At 59.2% G+C, this 22,537-nt stretch carries 18 protein-coding genes; 10 read left to right on the forward strand and 8 right to left on the reverse strand.

All coding sequences use genetic code 11. The features are described 5' to 3' along the window. The first annotated feature begins 42 nt into the window (after nt 1-42). The 3 genes from KEHDKFFH_RS05735 to KEHDKFFH_RS05745 are packed head-to-tail and all read left to right on the forward strand — an operon-like array spanning nt 43 to nt 4,164. On the forward strand, nt 43-2,418 hold the full coding sequence (locus KEHDKFFH_RS05735; protein WP_104321021.1) for a sensor domain-containing phosphodiesterase: 2,376 nt from the start codon (nt 43-45) through the stop codon (nt 2,416-2,418). Between the two features lie 24 nt (nt 2,419-2,442). Next, complete coding sequence (locus KEHDKFFH_RS05740; RefSeq protein WP_104321022.1) at nt 2,443-3,732, forward strand: sensor domain-containing diguanylate cyclase; 1,290 nt, start codon at nt 2,443-2,445, stop codon at nt 3,730-3,732. 60 nt (nt 3,733-3,792) lie between these two features. Next, nucleotides 3,793-4,164 (forward strand): VOC family protein, encoded by a 372-nt coding sequence (locus KEHDKFFH_RS05745; RefSeq protein ID WP_104321023.1) that lies wholly within the window; start codon nt 3,793-3,795, stop codon nt 4,162-4,164. A 41-nt stretch (nt 4,165-4,205) separates the two neighbouring features. On the opposite strand, the gene KEHDKFFH_RS05750 is transcribed toward KEHDKFFH_RS05745, so the two are convergent. From KEHDKFFH_RS05750 to ptsP, 3 genes are read right to left on the reverse strand one after another with little or no spacing between them, the layout of a single operon-like run. Beyond that, nucleotides 4,206-5,969: a PTS fructose-like transporter subunit IIB gene (locus tag KEHDKFFH_RS05750; protein WP_104321024.1), complete on the reverse strand. Its 1,764-nt coding sequence runs from the start codon at nt 5,967-5,969 to the stop codon at nt 4,206-4,208. Then, nucleotides 5,966-6,931, reverse strand: a complete 966-nt coding sequence (gene pfkB / locus KEHDKFFH_RS05755; RefSeq protein ID WP_104321025.1) for a 1-phosphofructokinase — start codon at nt 6,929-6,931, stop codon at nt 5,966-5,968. The genes KEHDKFFH_RS05750 and pfkB overlap by 4 nt, the downstream gene beginning before the upstream one ends. Next, nucleotides 6,931-9,762: a phosphoenolpyruvate--protein phosphotransferase gene (gene ptsP / locus KEHDKFFH_RS05760; protein ID WP_104321026.1), complete on the reverse strand. Its 2,832-nt coding sequence runs from the start codon at nt 9,760-9,762 to the stop codon at nt 6,931-6,933. The genes pfkB and ptsP overlap by 1 nt, the downstream gene beginning before the upstream one ends. Nucleotides 9,763-9,914: 152 nt before the next feature. On the opposite strand from ptsP, the gene cra reads away from it, so the two are divergent. Continuing rightward, entirely contained in the window at nt 9,915-10,949 is a 1,035-nt protein-coding gene (gene cra, locus KEHDKFFH_RS05765) for a catabolite repressor/activator (RefSeq protein ID WP_104321027.1), read from the forward strand. Here the strand turns inward: cra and KEHDKFFH_RS05770 are convergent. The 3 genes from KEHDKFFH_RS05770 to KEHDKFFH_RS05780 are packed head-to-tail and all read right to left on the reverse strand — an operon-like array spanning nt 10,870 to nt 15,771. Further along, nucleotides 10,870-13,167 (reverse strand): ATP-dependent DNA helicase, encoded by a 2,298-nt coding sequence (locus KEHDKFFH_RS05770; RefSeq protein WP_104321028.1) that lies wholly within the window; start codon nt 13,165-13,167, stop codon nt 10,870-10,872. The two genes, cra and KEHDKFFH_RS05770, sit on opposite strands and share 80 nt — an antisense overlap. After that, a complete protein-coding gene (locus tag KEHDKFFH_RS05775) occupies nt 13,164-14,873 on the reverse strand; it encodes a VRR-NUC domain-containing protein (RefSeq protein ID WP_104321029.1) in 1,710 nt (569 codons plus the stop codon). Before KEHDKFFH_RS05775 ends, KEHDKFFH_RS05770 begins: the two co-directional genes overlap by 4 nt. Nucleotides 14,874-14,901: 28 nt before the next feature. Further along, a complete protein-coding gene (locus KEHDKFFH_RS05780) occupies nt 14,902-15,771 on the reverse strand; it encodes a polysaccharide deacetylase family protein (RefSeq protein WP_104321030.1) in 870 nt (289 codons plus the stop codon). Between the two features lie 321 nt (nt 15,772-16,092). Here KEHDKFFH_RS05780 and KEHDKFFH_RS05785 point away from each other — a divergent pair, with 321 nt between their 5' ends. From KEHDKFFH_RS05785 to folM, 5 genes are all read left to right on the forward strand, one after another. Continuing rightward, nucleotides 16,093-17,079, forward strand: coding sequence for a TRAP transporter substrate-binding protein (locus tag KEHDKFFH_RS05785; RefSeq protein WP_104321031.1), 987 nt, complete (start codon nt 16,093-16,095; stop codon nt 17,077-17,079). A 58-nt stretch (nt 17,080-17,137) separates the two neighbouring features. Beyond that, nucleotides 17,138-17,629, forward strand: coding sequence for a TRAP transporter small permease (locus KEHDKFFH_RS05790; protein WP_104321032.1), 492 nt, complete (start codon nt 17,138-17,140; stop codon nt 17,627-17,629). A 1-nt stretch (nt 17,630) separates the two neighbouring features. Continuing rightward, nucleotides 17,631-18,911, forward strand: a complete 1,281-nt coding sequence (locus KEHDKFFH_RS05795) for a TRAP transporter large permease (RefSeq protein ID WP_104321033.1) — start codon at nt 17,631-17,633, stop codon at nt 18,909-18,911. Nucleotides 18,912-19,158: 247 nt separating this feature from the next. After that, entirely contained in the window at nt 19,159-20,085 is a 927-nt protein-coding gene (locus KEHDKFFH_RS05800; RefSeq protein ID WP_104321034.1) for a LysR family transcriptional regulator, read from the forward strand. A gap of 11 nt (nt 20,086-20,096) precedes the next feature. After that, on the forward strand, nt 20,097-20,804 hold the full coding sequence (gene folM / locus KEHDKFFH_RS05805) for a dihydromonapterin reductase (RefSeq protein WP_104321035.1): 708 nt from the start codon (nt 20,097-20,099) through the stop codon (nt 20,802-20,804). Between the two features lie 5 nt (nt 20,805-20,809). Here the strand turns inward: folM and KEHDKFFH_RS05810 are convergent, their stop codons facing one another. Continuing rightward, nucleotides 20,810-21,250: a DUF4864 domain-containing protein gene (locus tag KEHDKFFH_RS05810; protein WP_104321036.1), complete on the reverse strand. Its 441-nt coding sequence runs from the start codon at nt 21,248-21,250 to the stop codon at nt 20,810-20,812. Nucleotides 21,251-21,391: 141 nt separating this feature from the next. Between KEHDKFFH_RS05810 and KEHDKFFH_RS05815 the strand changes: the two genes are divergently transcribed. Further along, nucleotides 21,392-21,682, forward strand: a complete 291-nt coding sequence (locus KEHDKFFH_RS05815) for a DUF6482 family protein (protein ID WP_104321037.1) — start codon at nt 21,392-21,394, stop codon at nt 21,680-21,682. A 19-nt stretch (nt 21,683-21,701) separates the two neighbouring features. Here the strand turns inward: KEHDKFFH_RS05815 and KEHDKFFH_RS05820 are convergent, their stop codons facing one another. Next, nucleotides 21,702-22,487: an SDR family NAD(P)-dependent oxidoreductase gene (locus KEHDKFFH_RS05820; RefSeq protein WP_104321038.1), complete on the reverse strand. Its 786-nt coding sequence runs from the start codon at nt 22,485-22,487 to the stop codon at nt 21,702-21,704. Nucleotides 22,488-22,537 lie beyond the last annotated feature (50 nt).

Below are 22,537 nucleotides of genomic sequence, written 5' to 3' on the forward strand. Positions count from 1 at the left end.
TAAGGTTCAAATAACCAATGAACCTTGTTCGGAGACTGGCCGATGGCAAACCCGGGGATCGAGAAACGCAGACTGGCGGCGCTTGAGCGGCTCGGTATTCTCGATACACCTCCAGAAGAGCGCTTCGAGCGGTTGACCCGGATTGCGAAGCATTACTACGGCGTAAAAACCGCGCTCTTCTCGGTTCTGGATGCTGAACGCCAGTGGTTCAAATCGCGCCAGGGACTGGAGGCAACCGAGACACCCCGATCGGTTGCCTTCTGTGACTACGCTATCCAGCAGGACAAAATCCTGCTGGTGGAAGATGCTGCCAAAGACCCCCGTTTTCGAAACAATCCTCTGGTTACCGGTAAACCACACATCCGGTTCTACGCCGGCATGCCGGTACGCGAGCCCAGTGGTTTCAAGATCGGCACGCTCTGCATCATTGATGACAAGCCGAGGAAGTTCACCGAGATCGAGCTGGACGTACTGCGCAGCCTGGCAAGTATTGTAGAGGACGAACTTGAGCGGGCTTTTCTTTCCACGACGACGGGCGAGTATGTCAAAGTCTCTCATCTGAGCCGTGCCATTCACCGGGCTCAGAATGTCTTTCTGACCAGCGATAACGAACACGCGGCCTTCGAGTTGATGCTCAACGATCTACTGGCGCTGACCGGGAGCCAGTTCGGATTCATTGGCGAGGTACTTCAACGGAACGACGACGCTCCGTTCCTGAAGATCGGCGCGATCACCAACATCGCCTGGAGCCCGGAAAGCCAGGCGCTTTATCAGGAGGTTGAGCGCCGGGGCATGATTTTCGACCGCCTCGACAATATCCTCGGCCTGCCCATGGCCACTGGCGAAGTCATTGTCTCTGACGCGGTGGCCTCAGACAGCAGAGCGAAGGGCCTGCCAGAAGGTCACCCCCCCATCACGGCTTACATCGGCATACCGGTTTTTTCCGGGGATCGGCAAATCGGTCTGATTGGCCTGGCCAATCGGCTGGGCGGTTACACCACCAGACTGGCCGACGAGCTGGAACCTCTGATGCAGACTGTGGGCAACCTGATCGAGCGTAAACGCCTCTACCAGGAAAAGCGGGAACACCAGAAGCATCTCGAGCAGGCAGCCAATTACGACGCACTCACCGGACTGCCGAATCGGCGCCGGATGACCGAACTGTTTGAACAGGAGTTGTTTGAAGCCAATCAGCGCCAGGGCCTGGTGTCGGTGTGCTTTATTGATCTCGATGGCTTCAAGGAAATCAACGATCTGCATGGCCATGCCGTCGGCGACGCGGTACTGAAGTCGGTCGCCGATCGACTGCTTGCGAGTGTCAGAGCTCATGATGTGGTTGCCCGCCTCGGTGGCGACGAGTTCGTGGCCATTTTAAGAGATGTTAAAGACGAACGGGTCTATGCCAGGCTCCTGGAAGCCATCAGCCAGCCAATAAATTACAAGCGCAATGTGTTGCATCTGTCCGGCAGCATGGGTGTTACGGTTTACCCTGAAGACAACTCGGACACCGACCAGCTCCTTCGCCACGCAGACCAGGCCATGTACGCAGCCAAGGAGGCGGGCAAGAATAATTACGTACTCTTTGATCTGGACTCTCACTACTCCCGGAAAGAACGAATCAAAGTTATCGAGCAGATGGGTACTGCTCTTGAGTTTGGCCAGCTGGAACTTTACTACCAACCGAAGATTCACTTCGGCAAACAAAGGGTGGAGGGCTTTGAGGCACTTATCCGCTGGAACCATCCCGAGGATGGCCTGCTGGGCCCTGGCCATTTTCTGGACCACATTGAATACACCGAATATGCCCGCAAGGTCGGCAACTTCGTGCTGGGTGACGCCATCACACGACTCCAGGAGTTTCAAAGCAATGGGCTGCCCTACACCATCAGCGTAAACCTGAGCCCGTCACACTTTCTGGGTCCGGGCTTCCGGGACGATCTGGAGGCCGCCCTGTGCGACTGTCCGATAGCGATACGTTCGCGCCTGATACTCGAGGTTCTGGAAACGACCGCGCTGGACGATACCGACCGCGTTCTCGAGAACGTCAGCGCCTGCCGTGAGCTGGGCGTTGACGTCTCGCTTGACGACTTTGGCACCGGCTACTCTTCCCTGGACCTGTTCCGCCGGCTGGCTGCCCAGGAAATCAAGATCGATCAATCGTTCGTATTCGATATGCTCGAAAATCCAGACAGTGACATGATTGTCAGCGCCATCATCAGCCTGTCGAAAAGTTTCCGGCGGCGTCTGGTGGCCGAGGGCATTGAGTCAGCACAGGTAGAGGCTAAACTGATTGAACTGGGATGTGAGCTGGGCCAGGGTTTTTTCTACAGCAAACCACTGCCATTGAAACAGGCCCTTGACTGGGCACAGCGATTTGAATGGCAAAACCGGGACACGCGGAACGACTGGGTGATCTGAACGCCGTACTCAGAGTGAAGGCACATGGAACTGACACCGGAAATCCGGCTGAAAGCAATTCTCGAGGGCACCGGAGCGGGTACCTGGGAATGGAATCTTGATACCGGCGAGGTCATTTACAATCCCCGCTGGGCAGATCTGCTCGGGTATCGGCTCGAAGAGCTCCAGCCGGTCACCTTCAAGACCTGGGAGGACCTTTGTCACCCGAAGGATCTTCAAGAGGCCCGGGAAGCACTGGCCCGTTACCTGGATGGCGATACCCCGCAGTTCGAATGCGTCGTCCGCATGCTCCACAAATGTGGCGACTGGCGCTACATTCACACCCGCGGCACGCTGCTAACCGACGATCAGGGCCTGGATACCCGTTGGCTGATGGGCACCCACCTGGATGTCACCCGGGAGAAGCTGAGCCAACACCAGATGGCGCAGCTCGCCAAATCCCTGCCGGGCATCATCTACACCTTTGTGCTGGAACCGGGCGGTCGCTACTACTTTTCCTACCTCAGTGAAAAAACCTGGGATTTTTACGGGCTGACAACAGAGGAATGCCTGGCTGATCCAGACAAGATCTTCAACCTGATCCATCCGGATGATCTCCCCAGGGTGCACGAGAGCATCGCCGTTTCTGCCGAGACCCTGGAGGAGTGGGTTTGCGAATACCGTGTCCAGACCAGGCTCGGGAGCTACTGGCTCAAAGGTGTATCACGACCCGAAAAAGACCCTGATGGCCGGATCAGCTGGCACGGCATGACGATCAATATCGACACCCAGAAGAACCTGGAACTCGAGCTGGAACAGCTCTCGATTACCGATGAACTGACGGGGCTATACAACCGGCGGTATATGCTTCGGAAATTGCGGGAATCGGTGGCGCAGGGCGAGCGGTACGGGGATACCTTCTCGCTGATTTCTCTGGATATCGATTTCTTCAAGATCATCAACGATTCCTACGGGCACCCAACCGGCGATGCTGTGCTCAAGCGGTTCGCCGATATCATCGAGTCCAGCACCCGAAAATCCGATATCGTGGCCCGCACCGGGGGTGAGGAATTCATTATCTTCATGCCCAATACCGGGCTGTCCGAAGCCGGCCAGGTGGCGGAATCCCTGCGGATTGCCCTGCAAACCGAGAGCTTTATCAGTGATGAAGGAGAAACCTTCAGCATCACGTTCAGTGCCGGCGTGGTTAACTGGTCCGGGTCAGATACCCAGAGTACCTCGGTTCGGGATTTACTATCGGCCTGCGACCAGTCACTGTATGCCGCCAAACGATCCGGGCGTAACCGGGTAGTGGCCGATGGCGACGAAGAATGATCCCGGCCCGGGATTCCACGTATTTATTACGCCCAAAACAACCATCAACGGAGAACGAATATGATCGGATACGTCACCCTTGGCGTCAGTGATATGGAACGAGCAAAGGCATTCTATGCGGAATTATTGAGCGATCAGGACGCCAAGGTGCTTCTGGACATGGGCCGTATCGCCTTTATCGGCAAGCGCATGAGCGAGCCCATGATCGCCGTTTGCGTTCCCTTCAATGAGGAACCCAACCATCCCGGCAATGGCAATATGGTTGCTCTTCCTGCGGGTTCCAAAGAGGGCGTGGATGCCATGTACAAGAAAGCGATCGAGCTTGGTGCCACCTGCGACGGCGAGCCTGGTCAGCGAATTCCCAATCAGTTCTACGGCGCCTATGTGAAAGACCCGGACGGCAACAAGCTGGCGTTTTTCGTATTCGGTTGATGACTCGTGGCCCTCAGACGAGGGCCGCAGTTTATTCATCATCAGCTTACCGCTGTCGCCACTTCCGCCTTGCCGGTTTTCAGCAACGCGTAACCGAAACCGATCACCAGTGATCCCACGGTAATCGCAATCAGGTAGGGCAATACGGTACTAACCGCATTTGGAATGGCAAGCACGAACAGCCCGCCATGGGGTGCCATCAGCTTGACGGTGAACAGCATCGACAGGGCACCGGTAATTGCGCCGCCGATCATACACACCGGAATTACCCGCAACGGATCCTTCGCCATAAAGGGTATCGCGCCTTCCGAGATAAAGCACAATCCCAGAACAAAGGACGCCCGTCCGGCCTGGCGTTCCGCCTCTGCAAACTTACGCCGGGCGATGAAAGACGCGACACCCATGCCGATGGCCGGCACCATTCCTGCCGCCATGATGGCCGCCATGGGTGCCGAGCCGCCACTGCCCTCTGACAGCAGACCCACGCCGAAGGTATAGGCGGCCTTGTTGACAGGTCCTCCCAGATCAAAGCACATCATGGCTCCCAGAATACCGCCCAGGAGGATCGCATTGGTCGTTCCCATGCTTTCGAGGAAACCGGTCAGGCCATCCATGATGGCGGCCATGGGCTCGCCAATCACATAGATCATCCCCAGGCCGGTAACCAGACTGGCCAGCAAGGGAATAATGAGGATCGGCTTCAGCGATTCGATGCTCTCTGGCATCGGCAGTTTCTGGCTGATAAAACGCGCCACATAGCCAGCCAGGAAACCCGCCACAATACCGCCGAGGAACCCGGCTCCCAGTTCCCCCGCCAGAAACCCACCGATCATGCCCGGCGCCAGGCCGGGGCGGTCGGCAATCGACCAGGCGATGTATCCGGCCAGCAATGGAATCATCAGCTTGAACGCGGTACCGCCACCAATCTGCATCAGCGCAGCCGCCAGCGTACCTTCCTCCTGAAACGCTTCAATCCCGAATACGAAGGACAGGGCGATCAGCAAACCGCCCGCAACCACCATGGGTAGCATGAAGGAAACGCCGGTCAGCAGGTGCTTGTACGGCCCCCGTTTCTCGCCACTTCCGGAAGCGCCCGACGATTTCTTCTGGCCAGCGTCCAGAACCACAGCCTGGTCAAGGGCATCACGGACGGTATCCGCAGGTTTCTTCAAGGCGGCACCGGTGGAGGTTCGCCACACGCGCTTGCCGGCAAAGCGTCCCGGGTCCACCTCAATGTCGCAGGCCAGGACAACCACATCGGCAGCCGCAATCTCCTCGTCTGTCAGGGGATCCTGGGCGCCAACCGAACCCTGGGTTTCTACACGGATCCTGTGGCCAGCGGATTCCGCCGCAGCGGTCAGTGCCTCCGCCGCCATAAAGGTATGGGCGACGCCAGTGGGACAGGCAGTAACGGCAACAATTCGCTTACCCGCAGAGGCACTGCCAACAGCGGAACTGGTTGCTGCAGATTCCTGACTGGCCTTTGCCGGGTCCCAGGGTGTGGCCTCTGCCTGCGCCCTAGTCAGAATGGCGTCTGGATCTGGCAGGGCGGCAGTGACCGGAATCCGCAGCAGGCGTTTGCCCGCATAGGCGGCCAGATCTACCGGAACACCGACGGCGGCAATGACAAGATCGGCTTGTCGGATAGTCTCTTCGCTGGGCTTGTTGTCCGCTTTATCATCCGGGCCTCGAGTGTCGGTAGTAACAGACCAGCCGCGCCGGTTCGCGGCCCGCTCCAGAGCCCGGGCGGCCAGAAAACGGGTTGCTACGCCCTGGGGGCAGGCAGTCACAATAATCAGGTTCATAACGGCATCTCTCCGGTGTTGTTTTGCCCGGGCCACGGCTGCACCCGGGTTCGTTGGAGAAGGGAGGAAAAGTCCGGGGCCTCGGGGTTTCCGACACCAATGTGTTGCACACATTCGGCCGACAAAGCCGTGGCGAACGTCAGCGCCGCTTCGTCAGGCTGTCCACCAAGCACGCCATGGAGCATGCCCGCCAGTAAGGTATCGCCGGCACACACGGTGCTGACCAGCGAGACCGGGGGCACCCGGGATCTCAGGATGCCGGCCGGTGACGACCACAACACGCCATCCGCGCCCATGGACACCACCACATGGGAAACACCGCCAGCATGGACACGGGCAACTGCAGCTTCCACGGCTGTCATGTCCGTCAAGGGCAGGCCCGCCAAGCCCGACAGCTCATCCATGTTGGGTTTGACCGCAAACGGCGCGGCCTCAATCCCCGCCTTCAGGCCTTCACCACTGGTATCCAGCCACACCGGCTTGCCGGCCCTGGAGGCCTGCTGCACCAGGGCTGCCAGCCCGGATGGTGGAAAGCCCTCGGGCAGACTGCCACCGATCACCACCCCGTCGCATTCCGGCAGCAGCGGCGCCAGCCGGAATTCCAGCCGCTGCAGGGCGTCTTCCGGGATCCGAAAGCCCGGGCCATTCAGATCGGTTACCCGGCCACCGGCCTCCGCAATCTTGATATTGATGCGATTCTGGCCCGGCACGCGGACAAAACTGTCCTGCAGCCCTTCGGCAGCGAACAGCCTCTCAAAGGAGGAGGCATTGCCTTCGCCCATCAGGCCGGTAACCGTGACCGAATGGCCCAGGCGCGCCAGTACACGGGCCACGTTGATGCCCTTGCCCGCCGGTTCCAGCCGGGTATTGCCGGTGCGATTGACTTCACCGACGGCAAGGGTCGGAGTTTCAACGCTGAGATCCAGGGCCGGGTTCAGGGTAATTGTCAGGATACGAGCCATCACCAGGCCTCCAGGGCATCACGTACCTCGGACACCGTTGCCAGAGACAGGGCCTTTTCAGCCTGCCGACGAGCGGTTTCAAGGCTGAGGCCACGAATACAGGCCTTGACCAGAGGCACCCGCCGGCTGGTCACAGACAGCTCGTCCACCTCCAGCCCGACCAGTACCGGAATGGCCTGGGGGTCCGACGCCAGCTCACCGCACACCCCGACCCAGCGGTCGTGGGCGTGGGCCGCCTCTACAGTCATCCGGATCAGCCGCAGCACCGATGGATGCAGACCATCCGATTCGGCCGACAGCTGTCCGTGGCCACGGTCGATGGCCAGGGTGTACTGGGTCAGGTCGTTGGTGCCGACGGAGAAGAAGTCCACCTCTGGCGCCAGAGTCGAGGCCAGCAACGCGCAGGAGGGCACTTCAATCATCACACCAACCTGAACATCACTGGCGGCCACCTCCGCCTGCACCTGGGAGACAATTGCCCTGGCAGCCCGGAACTCTTCCACATCCTTGACCATGGGGAACATTATGCGCAGGGGCCGGTCGCCGGCGGCAGTCAGCAGCGCCCGCACCTGGGTTTCCAGGATGTCCGGACGGGTCAGTGAAAGCCGGATACCACGCATACCCAGAAACGGGTTGTCTTCCTGGGGTAACGGCCAGTAATCCAGGGGCTTGTCGCCGCCCACGTCCAGAGTACGGGCCACCAGGGGCAGGCCGTTCAGGGCATCAAACGCGTGTTGGTATTCAGTGACCTGGGTGGCCAGATCCGGCGCTTCCGGATGGGCCATGAAAATGAACTCGGTACGAAGCAGGCCAACACCGTCGGCGCCCCGATCCACGGCATCGGGGGTGTGGGCGGTGTTGCCGAGATTGGCGCACACTTCGATGGTATGGCCATCTTCGGTGGTGGCAGGCTGATTGCGGTTTTCATGAGCTTCGGCCTGCAACGCTTCCAGTTGCTGCAAACGGCGACGGATCTTCTCGCATCGCTCGGCCCCGGGGTTCGGCACCAGGCAGCCCCGTTCGCCATCTACCACCAGATCAGAGCCATTCAGGATAGTCAGTATTCGCTCACCGGCACCCACTACCGCTGGCAGGCCCAGGGCTCGGGCCAGAATCGCACTGTGGGACGTCGCTCCCCCACGGGCTGTGACCAGGCCGCGCACCCGGGTGGTATCCAGCCGGGCCACATCCGATGGCCCAAGATCGTCAGCCACCAGCATATAGGGGGTGTCCGGCGGCGTCGGCATCGCCACGCCACAGAGGTTGGCCAGGACCCGGCGCCCGACATCCCGCAGATCCGCGGCACGTTCCGCCAGCAAACGGTCAGCCAGTGCTTCCTGGGCCCTGGCCGCGGTATCTATGGCTTTCCACCAGCCTGCCTCGGCGGACGCTCCTTCGTTGATCGCTTCCAGCGTCGCCTGATACAGGTCTTCGTCCTGCAGCATCTCCACATGCACCGAAAGAATTGGCGCAGCTTCACCGCCTTCGGCCTGCCGGATCAGGGTCCGGAGCTGGCCATCGGCCTCATCCATGGCCTGGTTAAGGCGCTGGATCTGCTGCTCACTGTCCGCGGCAGACTCAGGATACTCCAACACTGGCTGGCGCATCACAAACGCCGGCGCCAGCGCGAGCCCCGGTGACGCGGCCACGGCTTTGACCGGCTGGTCATCGGCCAGTGGTTCTTCGGGTTGAGTCTCCAGCTCCGTGGTTTGCTGCTCGGCATGGCGCAACGGCGCGACCTTTTCACCCAGACCGTCCTCAATGGCTTTGGTCAGAGCGTTGATGGCCTGCTCGGCCTCATCTCCGGTTGCCGACAGCAGAAGCGTCTGGCCCCGACGGGCGCCCAGGCCGATCACCCGGGTCAGGCTGGTGGCAGACACCGCACTGCCGTCACCCTCCAGGAGACGAATCCGGATGCCGGCATTGTGGCGACGAGCCTCCTGGACCAGTTGTTTGGCGGGACGGGCATGCAGCCCGTGGGTGTTGAGCAGCGTTACCCTGGCGGTGACCGCCCCGGCGGCCTCACCTGACAGCCTGGCCATGACAGCTTCGGCACTCAGGCCGTCAATCGGCTCATTACGAGCCAGGAAGTTGTCGATGCGATCCAGCAGGTCATGACACTCATCACCAGGACCGGCCAGGCAGAACACCCCACGCAGTTCCGGGGTTGCACGCTTCGGTGTTGCCAGGGACAGGGTCGGGCGCCTGGCGCCAACCGTGTGGTGGGTCAGCCAGAAGCCCTGGCCAAGCGCCACCGGCGGCTGGCCGATGATGCTGGCCAGAAACTCGGTGTCCACACAGCGCAGGCTCTGCAGGCGGGCGGCGGCAATCAGGGACAGCTCATTCGGAGTGGAAGCATCGATGCCCAGGCACAGGGTTTCGCTGTCGCATTTGGCCACCGCCGGAGCTTTGGAGAGCAGGGCAACCAGCTCGGCGGCATCCGTGGCCCGGCCCAATTTTTCGGCCAGCCCGGGCTTGTCGAGCACGCGGGTAAGGTGGCGAAGAATATCCAGATGTTCGTCAGACTGGGCCGCAATAGCCACCAGCACATGAACCCGTGCATTGTCGTGCCAGGTGATGCCCTCCGGGAACTGAAGAATTCGGATACCGGTTTCGAGAACGGCACTCCGGCTTTCCGGTGTACCGTGGGGAATGGCAATGCCGTTACCCAGTACCGTGGACGATTGCCGTTCACGGGCGCTCATTCCGGCCAGGTAATTCGGGGCCGTGCGGCCGGCGGCCTCAAGATCCCGGGCTGCCTGTTGCAGTGCGTCTTGCCAGTCAGTGGCAGTGGCACCCAGTCGAACGTCATTGGCAGTCAGCGTCAGCATGATCGTTGCCTCGCTTTTTGTTTTGATACTGCGTCTTTGTTTCAATACCGCGTATCAGTTTTTGTTTGCTGAATCGTGTCAGCATGCTTAAAATCGATGATGAAACAGATATGATCAGAAATCAAGCAATCTTTTAATCGGAGCTGTCGCCCATGACCCTTGCGGAACTTGCCCGGCTCGCCGGCGTTTCAAGAACCACGGCCAGCTATGTTATCAACGGCCAGGGGGCTGCCCGGCGCATCAAGCCGGACACGATCGAGAAAGTGCTTGCGGTGGCCAAGGCCCATGACTTTCAGGTAGATACCCAGGCGGCAGCGCTGCGGGGTGGCGCCAGCCGGACCCTCGGTTTTATCCTGCCGGATCTGGAGAACACCAGTTATGCCCGGCTGGCGAAGCTGCTGGAGCAAGGCGCCCGGGCCCGGGGATACCAACTTCTGATCGCCGGCTCCGACGACGACCCGGAGACGGAAAAGTCCTTGGCCCGCTCCCTGAAGGCAAGGCGTTGCGATGCTCTGATCGTGGCCAGTGCTCTGGCCCAGAACGATCCCTTCTACCCTCAGTTGCAGAAAGAGGGTCTGCCGGTGGTTGCCGTCGACCGGTCCCAGTCACCGGATCAGATCCGATGCGTGGTCAGCGACAACCACGCAGCAGCCAGAATCCTGACTCGTTCCGTACTCGATGCAGACACCACCAGCATCGCCTGGCTGGATGCGGTACCGGAGATTGCCATGACCCAGGAGCGCCGGGAAGGCTTTCTGGCCGCAGCAGGTGAGGCCGGCGTCTCTTCCCTGGTGGAGAGCGGCCCACATTACGATCGTGCCTCGGGTGCCGCAATGATGCGTCGGATCCTGACTGACCATGGCCTTCCGGATGCCCTGGTTACCGCCTCTTACACGCTGCTTCAAGGGGTTCTGGATGCCCTGCTCGAACAGCCGGGCCGGCTTCCGGAGACTCTGAAAATTGCGACCTTCGGCGATGACCGACTGCTGGACTTTCTTCCACAGGCGGTGAACTCTTTGCCCCAGAATCATGAGGCCATCGCCAATGCCACGCTCGAACAGGCCCTGTCGGCTATCGCACAGAAAGGCTCCGTCGACACCATCGTGATTAACCGGTCTCTGAAGATTCGCGCCGCGGATCGTCAGAGTGGCTCTCTGCAAGCCACCAGCGAGGAAAAAACCTGTTGATGGCCGGCTGCAGAAACCGGTCATCAATCAGCCAGATCACGCCCCGGTCTTTCGGGGTACGAATCACCCGCCCGGCCGCCTGGGCCACTTTCTGCAAGCCCGGAATCAGATAGGTGTAGTCGTAACCGGCGCCGAAGCGCTGTTCCAGGCGAGCCTTCAGGATTTCATGCCAGGCATCAAACGGGGGCAAACCAAGGGTTGCAACAAAAGCCCCAATCAACTGATCCCCGGGCAGGTCGATCCCCTCACTGAACACCCCACCCAGAACGGCAAACGCCACACTACCTTCCGGTTCCCTGAACCCCGCCAGAAAGTCTGCTCGCTGTTGAGGCGACATACCCGGTGCCTGTGCCCGCTGGGGGACATCGGGGGCCTGCTTCGCCAGAGCGTCGCTCGCCTGTTTCGCGTACTTGAAGCTGCTGAAAAACGCCAGGTAATGCCCGGGCCGGTCCCGGAACTGGCGAGCGATCAGATCGGCGATGGGCTGGAGGGAGGCCTCCCGGTGAACCTGCCGGGTGCTGATGCCGGGCGTGAACTGCACCTGTAGCTGATCCGCGCTGAACGGGCTGGGCAGCGAGGTAAAACGGGCATCCTCGGGCAACCCCAGCAGATCCCGGTAGTAGACACCGGGGCTCAGGGTGGCGGAGAACAGCAGGACCGAGTGCGCGGCTTCAAACCGCTCCCGCAGGAAATCCGCCGGGATCAAGTTCTGGATCGTCAGACTTGCCCGACCCCGACCGGCCCGCTGGAATTCACACAGGGAGTGATCGCCGAACGTGTCCGCCAGCTTCATGAAGGCGACGCTTTCAAACAACAGTTCCTGCAGGGCCAGATCCGGTGGATGGTCGGCCAGATAATCGGTCAGGTTGGAGACCATGGCCTGCAGGGCGCCCAGCAATTGCGTGGGCAGTGTCTCCAGAAACTCTGGGCTCTCTGTATCAGCCTGGTGATCCCGGATCAGGCTCTGCCACGCCCGGGCTGTCCGGTCGATGGCGGATTTCAGGGGCTTCGGTGCGGTTTTTTTGATCCTCAGCAAACGCTGCTGATCCAGCCGAACCGAATACATGCCCCGGCCCCGGTCCACCAGGTTATGGGCCTCATCCACCAGCACGCTGGTCTTCCAGCTGTTCTGACGAATCAAACCATGGAGCAGGGCGGATTGATCGAACAGCCGGTTCACATCGCCGATCACCACATCGCTCCACCGGGCCATTTCCTGGGCCAGAAAGTAGGGGCAAATCTCGTGACCGGCGGCGATCTTCGCCAATGTGGGTTGATCCAGTGTGCCTTCGGCCTGGGCCGCCTCCGCCCTCGCATCGGGCAGTCGGTCGAAAAAGCCCTTGGCCAGGGGGCAGGAATCGCCATGGCAGGCTTTGTCCGGGTGCTCGCAGGCGTCATCTTTCGACACCAGTTCCAGGGTTCGCAGGGGCCAGTTCGGGGCCGCTTGAGCCGAACGCAGGCGCGCCACCGCATCCATGGCAAGCTGGCGCGCGGTATTGCGGCAGGTAAGGTAGAACAACCGGTCCTGCCCGGCGGCAGGTATCGCCATTAACGCCGGAAACAGCGTGCCAAGGGTCTTGCCCAGACCGGTGGGAGCTTCAAGCAGCAGGGTGCCGGACTTCGCCGCATTCTTGTACACCGTCTCCGCCAGCTGGCGCTGCCTGGGGCGGAACGCCGGAAAGGGAAACCTCAGCCTGGAAAGCAGGGTATCCCGCTGTTCCCGGTGCTGTTCTTCCTGTTCAGCCCAGGCCTTGTAAACGCCGCACAGAGCTTCCAGTTCCTGCCAGAGTTCGTCGGCACTGGCGGTCTCCACCACCGGTGTTTCCTTGTCCCTGCCGGTGTCGTAATAGATCAGCGCCAGCTCCAGCGATTTCCGCTTTTCCTGTCGGCACAAAAGGGCGCCGTAGGCTCGCAGCTGGGCACGGTGAAGCGCCCGCTGATGCTCCCGGATTCGGGCCAGGTCACCCCGGTGAGTCTTGATTTCTTCCAGCCGGCCACGATGCGGGTTGTAGACATCCGCGCGCCCGGAAAGCTCTAATCCCAGGCACTCTCCGGTCAGTAAATACTCGCTTTTGTAGCCATAGCCGCGCCGGGACTGGATGGCCTGGTGGCCGGCGATGCCTTCCTCGGCACTGGGGGCCGGGGTGTATCGGAAGTCCAGATCGCCCTGGCGGGCGGCAAATTCGCAGAGGGTTCGGACGGCAACCTTCACCGTCATCCCATCACCCCATCGCCTTGCCAGCGCACGTAGCAGACACTGGCGGGGATGCCTTCACCGGCAAAAAATTCGAGCCAACGGATCTGGTGATCCTGCAACCGATCACCCGGCCCCTTCACTTCGATCATTTCATAGCGCTTTGCCGTGTCGGTGGCGCCCGGGAAAAAGCGAATCAGATCCGGGAAGCCACTGCGATGCTCCCGGATATTCAACAACAGGCGACGGAACAGCCGTTCCAGATCCTCCGCTGGAATACAATCCAGCCCCAGGCTGAGCAGCTCCTCGGTGATGACCGGCCAGATCACGAAGGGGTTGGTGGTGCCCTGCTTGGCCCGGTAATTCTCCAGAATCCGGTCCCGGTAACTGCCCTCCGCCAGCAACCCAAAGCATTGGTTAAAGGATGCCTGGCGACGGCTTACAAAATCCTCCCGGGTCAGGTCCGCGGGGCCGACATGGAATGGATGGATAAACGCCCCCGGCACCGGTGCAAAGATAGTTTGCCAGCAGAGCAGACCAAACAGACCGTTGATCAGGGTGTTTTCCACATAGAACACTGGGGCATCGTCCCGATACAGGTGGTGCTGAACGGCGTATTCAACCGACCCGACTTCGGGCTTTGGCAGAGTCAGGGTGATATCCCGGATGGGTGGCTTCGCCGCAGGCTGTGGCGGTGTCTGGCCAAGCCGGCTCGCAAGCCGCTTCAGAATCCGCGCCAGGCCCTGGGCTTCGGCATCGCTCAGTTCCTGGTTCTGCCACTCGGAGGCAATGGCCCAGGCTTCCCGGTGACGCTTCAGCCGCTCCAGCAACCGGAGCCGCTTCAACCGCGCTTCCCGATGGCCGCTGCTGGCGAAGGACTCTACCGCCAGCTCACGCTCCCCCTGACGCTCCGCCTGTCGGCCCAATTCCAGCAACAGCCGGTCGCGCCGACTGGTCAACCAGGCATTGTCCGAAGGCCCCGGCACGTCCGGCCACACCTCAACAGCGGGTACGCCCGCGTCCAGCCACTCCCGGCACTGGTGCATGGCAATATACAGGTCCACCTCCGAACGGTGCTGGAACGCACGGGATTCCGGGGTGAAGGTCACCGGCTCGTAGCGCTGGTGACCCAGTTCCACCAGCACGAAATCAGACCAGCTCTGGCGAAGGTTGCCGAAAAACATCAGGCGAACCCGGTCAAAAAGCGCCATGGTCTTGAGCCTGATCACCGGCTTGGCGCGCTCACCGAGCCAGTCGGCGACGGTAAGAGGGCCGGAAAATCGCGAAAGCAGGGCGTCACGCATCTGGCCCTTGGGCAGGTTGGCAGGCTCTCCGGCCGCCTTCAGAAAAGCTCCCAGAGCCGGACGCAGTTCCCCCAGCGTGAACAGACGAAACAGTTCGTCCAGGCTGAGCAGGGGATCGGTGTCCAGCCAGCCCGTGTCAGTCAGTTCAGCCAGGGCCTGTTGCTCTGGTACGCCAAGCTCCGGGTACTTGAGTTTGTCCGACCGGAAGAGATCGCCCGTGCGCATCACCATGCGGGCCAGCAAGGCCCGGGCCGGCAGTGAAAGGGTATGAAAGCTGGCCAGTCGATCCAGCTCTTCCGCCGTCAGCAAGTCGCCGTGATGGCTCTGCACCCAGCCAAGCACGGTTTCCATATTTTCGAGATAGTACAGCGGATTGTTCAGATCTGCGGTACCCGGTTGCGGGCTTATCGGGTTCCGTACTGCCATAGTTGCTGTGGGCGTTTTGCCTCCGGTATTAATCGTCGAAAAATGGTCTCACATAATCAAAGATCTGTCCTCTGGTGGTTAGCCACAGTTCGCTTTGCTGGGCGCAGCGCTTAACAATCTCTTCAAATGCCCAGGCGCCCGCAGGCCTGCCATAGCAATGGCCATGAACAATCACGTCCAGAATCAGCGTTTCGCGATTGCTCGCCAACAGTTTGTCCAGCGTCGCTGTGAACATCTCGACGAACTGCTCGGGCGTTCTGCCAAATCGCATGGCGTGCGGCAGATCATTGAAATCGATGGTTACCGGAATCGCCATGATCGAACTGTCGGCAAAGCGCTGAAGGTACGGTCGATCATCATCCAGTGCATCGCCGTGCCACTTGTAGCCATGCAGGGATAGCCTGCGCTGAACGTCCAGATCGGAGGTGATTCTGGGACTGATCCAGCCGCCAGGCTTCTGGCCGGTAGCTTGCGCAATCAGCGCAGTCGATTTTTTTATATTGTCTTCGATCTGCTGCTCATTCAGATACGGGAAAAGCATATTCTGGCCATAGCTGTGGCCGATGATCTCATGTCCATAATCAAAGCGTTTTTTGAGCTCAGCCGAACAGTGTTCTGCAACCAGCCCAGAGGTAAATACACTGGTGGCCACACCGTAGCTTTCCGCAATATCAAACAACCTTTTCGCGCCCACATTGGCGTTATAACGACCATAACTGTCGGCGTTAGGGTCTACCATATCACCGGCCAGAACATTGCCCATGGGGTTCACACTGGAACACGAATCCGGTGTCCACATTTCAAAAGCGATATTAAAATTAATCGCCAATCGTTTGTTTTCAGGCCATAAAAAGTCTTTTTCCAGGCGCTCTATTTCACACGATACTTCCTGGCTCATTGCATTTTCCTTTTATTAATTAATAACGAACCCCATTAAATAATCATCCCACAAATAAATAATATGGTTTATAAGTTTTTGCAAATTCAATTATATTCAGGTTGTTATGAATGGAATTCAGGAAGGTGGCTTTTTAATTTCATTCACAAATGACTGAATAATATTAAATTTGCGCTTTTGTTTTTCTTACCCTAGATTATTTTTACCGATCAAAATCGGAGAAAATAAACACAAATAAATTTGGCAAAACCTGCCTGACTGGAAAGTGGATACCATCATGACAAAACACCTTTCCAGTTTGCTTTACATCGGAGAAAAACAATGAAACTCATGAATCGTAAATTGATCGCCGCCGCCCTCCTGGCCAGCGCCGCCACGTTGAGCCAGGCCCAAACCACCATCAAGCTCGGCTGGACCACGGCTGACAGTAAAGTCGACCCGTACGCCATCGCCGCTCACTATTTTGCCGAAGAGCTGGAAGCAGCAGCGCCGGGCGAATTCAACGTCCAGTTCTACCCCAACCATCAACTCGGCAACGACACCGCGATGCTGCAAGCCATGCAGTTCGGAACCATGGATGCAGGCGTGATTACAGGAACCCAGGTAGGCACTCTGGAGTCTGCATTCCAGCTCAACGATCTGCCCTTTCTGTATGCCAACAACCAGCAGGCACACAAAGTCCTGGATGGCGAAGTAGGCCAGACACTGCTTGCCAAGCTGGACGCAAAAGGCATTATCGGGCTTGGTTTTCCGGAAGCCGGCTTCCGGCACACCATCAACAACGAGCGCCCAATCCGCACTCCGGAGGATTTCAACGGCGTGAAGTTGCGGGTTCAGCCCAGCGACCTGTTCATTGCCAGCTTCCGCGCCATCGGCGCAAACCCGGTACCCATGGCCTGGAGTGATGTCTTTACCGCGGTACAGCAGGGCACGGTCGATGGGCTGGAAATTCCACTTCCTGTCATCTTTGCCAACAAATATCCGGAAGTGACCGACTATCTTTCCCTGACCAGCCATACCTACAACGCCCTCGCTCTGCTGATGTCCAAGCAGACCTTCAACAAACTCTCCCCGGAGACCCAGGAACTGGTTCAACAGGCTGCCAAACGGGCCATTGATCGCCAGCGCGAGACCGTCGCGTCCAATAACGGTGCGGTTCTTGACCAGATCAAGGCGGCGGGTATGACCGTCAATGAAGTCGACGATGTCGAGGCGTTCCGGAGCAAGGTTGCCAACGTCTACGACGAATACCGCAGCAAGATTGGCGCGGATATTCTCGACATGGCCCTGGAGCAGGTGGCCGAGTAACGCCACCTGTCCTGGAACACCCCGAATCTATCGGGACTTCTGACCGGGAACCGTTTGGATGTATCAGTACCTGGATAAGTTTGGAAACGCCCTGGCCCTGGGATCCCAAGCTGTCGGAGTGGTGACTGCTCTGGCCATGATCGGCAGCCTGCTACTGGGTGTCTTCTACCGTTACGTACTCGGTGATGCGCTGGTGTGGAGCGATGAAGTCGCAGCTCTGGCATTTACCTGGACGGTCTTCCTGTTTGCCAGCGCGCTGGTCCGCACCGGGGGCCATGTTCGGGTAACCCTGCTGGTCGACTCGCTACCGGCGCTTCTCGGTGAACTGGTGGAACGAAGTATCATGGTGCTGATCATCGGCTTCGGGCTGGTAATGCTCTGGACCGGCTGGAACTTCGCGGAGTTCACCGCCGGCCAGGTATCGCCCGCTATCCGCTATCCAATCTGGGTCAAAAATGCAGCGGTTCCCGTCGGAGGCGCGCTGATCAGTATTCATGCCCTGATTCTTCTTGTCCGGCCACGGCCGATCCACAAATCCTCGGAGCATTAACATGGGTGAGATTGGCCTGGTCATGATAATTGGCCTGATTGTTCTCCTGGCCATCGGTGTACCCATTGCGTTCACGATCGGCCTGCTGGCGGCTGTGGGCATCTGGATGGCCGATGTGAATCCGATGATTCTGCCCCAGCAATTCATTGCCGGAAGCAGCGTTACGAGCCTGCTCGCCATTCCCGGTTTTATCCTGGCAGGTGAGGTGATGAGCGCCGGCGGTCTCTCCCGGCGGCTGGTGCGTGTCGCTGAAACCTTCTTCGGGCATCTGACTGGCGGCCTCTCGATGTCGACAGTGGCTGCCGGAACCTTCTTTGGCGCAATCTCCGGGTCCGCCCCAGCGACCACGGCGGCGGTCGGCTCGATCATGATCGATGAGCTGGAAGACCGGGGCTACCAGCGCGGGTATGCCGCGGCACTTGCGACCGCAGTGGGACCTCTGGGGCAAATGATTCCGCCGTCTATACCCATGGTCATCTGGGGTGTACTGGCGGAGGAATCCATCGCCAAGCTGTTCCTGGCTGGCATCATTCCCGGTCTTATTGCCGCCACCGGTTTCTGCATAGTCAGTGTCCTTTACGCCCGGCATCACGGTGTCGCAAAGGAAAAGCGGGCCACCGGAAAAGAATTCCTGTTCGCTCTGAAGGATGGCATCTGGGCTCTGCTCGCCCCGGTTGTCATACTTGGCGGTATCTACAGCGGCATGTTCACCCCCACCGAAGCCGCTATGGTCGGTGTCCTCTACAGCGCCATCGTCGGCCTGTTTCTGTACCGCGATCTGGACTGGAGGAAAATGCCCTCCATCCTGATGAGCTCGATGAGAACGACCGCCGTTATCATGTTCATCGTTGCAGTGGCTTACGGGTTCGCCTGGGTAATGGCCAGTGAACAGATTCCGGCCCAGCTCACCCAGGCGCTGCTTGCGCTCACGGACAACCCGATCATCCTGCTACTGATCGTCAATATCATGTTGCTCCTGCTGGGCGCCGTCATGGACAACATCTCCGCCATGGTCATTCTCAGTGGCGTCCTTATAGGCCTGGGCCAGCAGATCGGTCTGGATCCGATCCAGTTGGGCGCCATGGTGGTCATCAACTTTGCCGTCGGCATGGTAACGCCCCCCGTGGGCTACTCCATTTTTGTTGCCTCAAGCATCAGCGGGCTGCGCGTGGAAACTGTCGCGCGCCATATCTGGCCCTTCATGCTGGTTCTGCTTGGCGTGGTGGCACTGGTGGCCTATGTCCCGGCTATTACCCTCTGGCTGCCCGCAACCTTCGGCTGAGCCCGGGCCATTGTGGTGGCCCGCTGCCGGAATTTCTCCACGTAACCGCTCCTCTCAACCCGGTGCCTGGTAGCAGGGCACCGGCTTCCCTCTGATTGCCAACGCCCCTGAATCTGGCGCAAATTTGCCGGGTCTGCGAGACTTGTCCAATGCCTCTGGCAATCAACGGCCGGCCTGAAGCGCGACTGCGCTGCCAGGTGGACGTTGCGATAACAATAATGACGGCAAGCTGCGAGAATTAATAAATATGGTGAATTTACGCGATTTTGATCTTAATTTGCTGGTAATTTTCACCAACATCATGGAACAACGCTCGATTTCAAAAGTGGCCAATGAGCTCGGGCTCTCCCCCTCGGCCGTCAGCCACGCACTCGCGCGATTGCGCCTGATGCTCAATGATCAGCTGTTTTACCGCACCGCCAAGGGGCTGGAACCCACCGAAAGAGCCAAAGAACTCATCGTTCAGGTGGAAGACGGCCTGTCGTACCTGTCCAGCGCGATCAGTGCCCAACAGCAATTCGTGCCGGCCGAATCAAAGCGTGTGTTCAGTATGCAGGTGGCCAATTATATCTCGGGGTTTTTCCTGCCAAGCTTTTCCCGGCGGATTCGCGAAGAAGCGCCGAATATCACCATCGATATTCTGCCGTTCTCGATTTCCACCGAGAGCTCAGAGTGGGACCGGGTAGACGCCCAGATTCGTTTGACGCCCGGTCGGCTCAAGCCCAAAGCGGTCCGTAGTAAACGGCTTATGGCCGATGACGTTGTGGTGCTGATGCGACCAGACCACCCCGCCGCGTCGGAGCCGATGACCCCTGAACTGTATGCCAGGTTGCCCCATGTAAAACTCTCTCAGGCGTCCACGGGTACAACGGTGATCGATGACGCCCTTGCCGGGCGCGGTTTTGAACGACATTCTGCGTTGATTGTGTCCAGCTGGGATGCCATTCCCGATATCCTGCTGAAAACAGATCTGATTGCCATAGCGCCACAGCGCCTGCTGGCGCTGGATCCGCGCCTGAAACATCTCAAAGCCGCCCCGCTGCCACTGGAGGAGGTGGTGTTCTCCTTTGACCTGTGCTGGGACCAGAACTCGGAGAAAGAATCCGGTCATAAATGGCTCTGCGAGACGATTATTGACGTATTCAATTCAGAGATTAAGCAGATTGAACCCTGATTGGAGATGTCATGACCGCACCTGTTCTGATCACCGGCGCCGGCCAGAGAATCGGCCTGGCCTTCGCCAGAGCCTGCCTTGATCGTGGCCAGCCCATCATCGTTACCTACCGCACCTATCGACCGGCCATCGATGCGCTGCAGAGAGCCGGGGCCGAGTGTATCCACGCGGATTTCGCAACGAATAAGGGCATTGATGACTTTATCGAGGCCCTGAAATCACGAACAAGCGAGCTGCGAGCCATTATTCACAATGCCTCGGACTGGTTGCCGGAAAGCGAGGATTCAGACCCTGCAGACGTGATGAACGCAATGATGCAGATTCATGTGATGACACCGTACCGGATCAATCTGGCGTGCCGCTCCATGCTGGAGAAGGGTGATTCGACAGCCGATATTATCCACATGACGGACTATGTGGTGGAAAAAGGCAGCGCGAAACATATCGCCTATGCCGCCAGCAAAGCCGCGCTGACCAACCTGACCCTGTCGTTTTCAAGATTGCTGGCGCCGAACGTGAAGGTGAACGCGGTTGCCCCCTCCCTGATCATGTTCAACCAGGGCGACAGCGAGGCCTACCGGGAAAGAACCCTGAAAAAATCATTGCTGGGCATCGAGCCCGGGGCCGAGGTCGCTGTCGCCACACTGCAGTTCCTGCTGGACAATCCCTACATTACGGGCAGAACCCTACCCCTGGATGGCGGGCGGCACCTGGCCTGAGCCCGTTAAATGCCCAGCTCGGCCGGTTGGAGTCTCACGCCGGCCACCTTCCAGGCGCCTTCAGTGAGCACCATCCGGTAATAGGCGTCCCACCGCTTGCCTTCCGGTCCCTGCAAGCGCACCACCTGGATTTCAAAGGCGCCATGGGGCACGCGCTGGGTAAATTCGATGGCCGTGGCGTTGTGCACGGCAGGGTAGGCTTCGCGAACCATATCAACAAACACCTGGGACGACCCGAATCGACGCTTGATGCCCTCGGACGCGTGGGCCCAGGCCTGCTCTTCGTCGTTGTTGGCAAAGGCTTCGATCTGGCGAAGGATGGTGTCGCGGATTTCCGCGTCTTTGTCGCTGGCCACAGACTGTGAGGATCCGAGGATGGCCACCCCCATAAAAGCCAGAAGAACGGGAATCAGCCACTTTCCGAGAATGATCTTTTGGTGACCCATGATGGCACCTCTCTACTGTTCACCTTTTAACCGATACGAGGCGCTCGGTGAGCCGGATCCTTCTAATTGCTCGTTTATTGACCTGTTTGGCTGTGCTTTCCGTAACCTTCATTACGACAATAAACCCTCGGGAGACTTCCGATGCATATGGACACTGGCGAACTGAAGAAGCACAAGTACGACACGATTTCCCTGTTGGAAATCGTCTCAATGGAAGGGCGCTATTACATGGCGCGGTTCTACCTGGAGGGCCAGGGCTACATCTTGACGGACGCCTACGATAAACCGGTGATGTTTTCCGGAGCCTGCGCGGTGCGCGAGTATTTCCACGAATACAAAGTCCAGCACACCGATGTCATTCCGCCAACAGGAACGGATGAAATGATCGGTATGCCTGACAGCGGCTCCGAAACCATGCGGGTCCCCCTCTAGGATACCGCCTGGCAGTTCGTCAGCTTCCAGCGAATGACAGCGAATCCACCAGATCGGCGCCGTTGAACACTGCGCCGTGAAAATCACTTTCCGGAACCTGATTCAGCGTGAACAGCAGAGCGCTGGCCGCCTGCTCGGCAGTCAGGCATTCCCCCGCTTCCAGGCGCTTGGCCAGCCACTCTGCGTGCGGCAGCTCCAGTTTTTCGGCCTTTTCGATGTGGCTTCGGATGCCCGGAGTATCCACCAGCCCGGGCTGAAACAGGCTCACCACCGGTCCATCCGACATGGTGTCGAACTCCACGGACAGCTGGCGCACCAGCCGACGAAGGGCCATTTTGCTGATCCCGTAACTGCCGGTTCCCGGTTGGGCGTGCTTGTCCATGCCCGCACCGATCATGACAATCCTGGACGCAGGATCGCCGCCTTTCAGCACCGGCAACAACGACTGGGTGAGCAGCATCGGGGCAGACACGTTAACGGCCAGCGCTTCCTGAAAATCAATCAGGCCAAGGCTGGCAAAATCCGACGCCGGTTCGCCGACGCCAGCGCAATACACAAACGCTGAGAGGTGATCGACGGCATCAGTCACCTGTTGCGCCAGATTGCGGGTGCTTGCGGGATCTGCAAGGTCCACTTCAAGGGTCATCACCTCACGGTTGGGCGCCTCAACGCGGAGCTTTGTTGCGACCTCCTCCAACTTCGACGCCGTGCGGCCGGCAAGAATCAGGTCGTCGCCCCGAGCGGCAAGTTCCAGGGCCAGAGCCCGACCGATGCCTGACCCCGCGCCAGTGATCAGTGTCCACATAGTGCTTCTCCATCTTGCAGATAACTCACGACACCGTTTGTCGCGACGGG

Source organism: Marinobacter maroccanus, from assembly GCF_002933275.1.
GTDB classification, from domain to species: domain Bacteria; phylum Pseudomonadota; class Gammaproteobacteria; order Pseudomonadales; family Oleiphilaceae; genus Marinobacter; species Marinobacter maroccanus.

Coding starts and splice junctions, on each gene's coding strand:
- KEHDKFFH_RS05810 (WP_104321036.1), bottom strand. CDS start 21,250: ATGGGTCACCAAAAGATCATTCTCGGAAAGTGGCTGATTCCCGTTCTT.
- KEHDKFFH_RS05775 (WP_104321029.1), bottom strand. CDS start 14,873: ATGGCAGTACGGAACCCGATAAGCCCGCAACCGGGTACCGCAGATCTG.
- KEHDKFFH_RS05740 (WP_104321022.1), top strand. CDS start 2,443: ATGGAACTGACACCGGAAATCCGGCTGAAAGCAATTCTCGAGGGCACC.
- KEHDKFFH_RS05735 (WP_104321021.1), top strand. CDS start 43: ATGGCAAACCCGGGGATCGAGAAACGCAGACTGGCGGCGCTTGAGCGG.
- KEHDKFFH_RS05770 (WP_104321028.1), bottom strand. CDS start 13,167: ATGACGGTGAAGGTTGCCGTCCGAACCCTCTGCGAATTTGCCGCCCGC.
- folM (WP_104321035.1), top strand. CDS start 20,097: ATGACCGCACCTGTTCTGATCACCGGCGCCGGCCAGAGAATCGGCCTG.
- pfkB (WP_104321025.1), bottom strand. CDS start 6,931: ATGGCTCGTATCCTGACAATTACCCTGAACCCGGCCCTGGATCTCAGC.
- KEHDKFFH_RS05800 (WP_104321034.1), top strand. CDS start 19,159: ATGGTGAATTTACGCGATTTTGATCTTAATTTGCTGGTAATTTTCACC.
- KEHDKFFH_RS05815 (WP_104321037.1), top strand. CDS start 21,392: ATGCATATGGACACTGGCGAACTGAAGAAGCACAAGTACGACACGATT.
- KEHDKFFH_RS05790 (WP_104321032.1), top strand. CDS start 17,138: ATGTATCAGTACCTGGATAAGTTTGGAAACGCCCTGGCCCTGGGATCC.
- KEHDKFFH_RS05820 (WP_104321038.1), bottom strand. CDS start 22,487: ATGTGGACACTGATCACTGGCGCGGGGTCAGGCATCGGTCGGGCTCTG.
- KEHDKFFH_RS05750 (WP_104321024.1), bottom strand. CDS start 5,969: ATGAACCTGATTATTGTGACTGCCTGCCCCCAGGGCGTAGCAACCCGT.
- cra (WP_104321027.1), top strand. CDS start 9,915: ATGACCCTTGCGGAACTTGCCCGGCTCGCCGGCGTTTCAAGAACCACG.
- ptsP (WP_104321026.1), bottom strand. CDS start 9,762: ATGCTGACGCTGACTGCCAATGACGTTCGACTGGGTGCCACTGCCACT.
- KEHDKFFH_RS05795 (WP_104321033.1), top strand. CDS start 17,631: ATGGGTGAGATTGGCCTGGTCATGATAATTGGCCTGATTGTTCTCCTG.
- KEHDKFFH_RS05785 (WP_104321031.1), top strand. CDS start 16,093: ATGAAACTCATGAATCGTAAATTGATCGCCGCCGCCCTCCTGGCCAGC.
- KEHDKFFH_RS05780 (WP_104321030.1), bottom strand. CDS start 15,771: ATGAGCCAGGAAGTATCGTGTGAAATAGAGCGCCTGGAAAAAGACTTT.
- KEHDKFFH_RS05745 (WP_104321023.1), top strand. CDS start 3,793: ATGATCGGATACGTCACCCTTGGCGTCAGTGATATGGAACGAGCAAAG.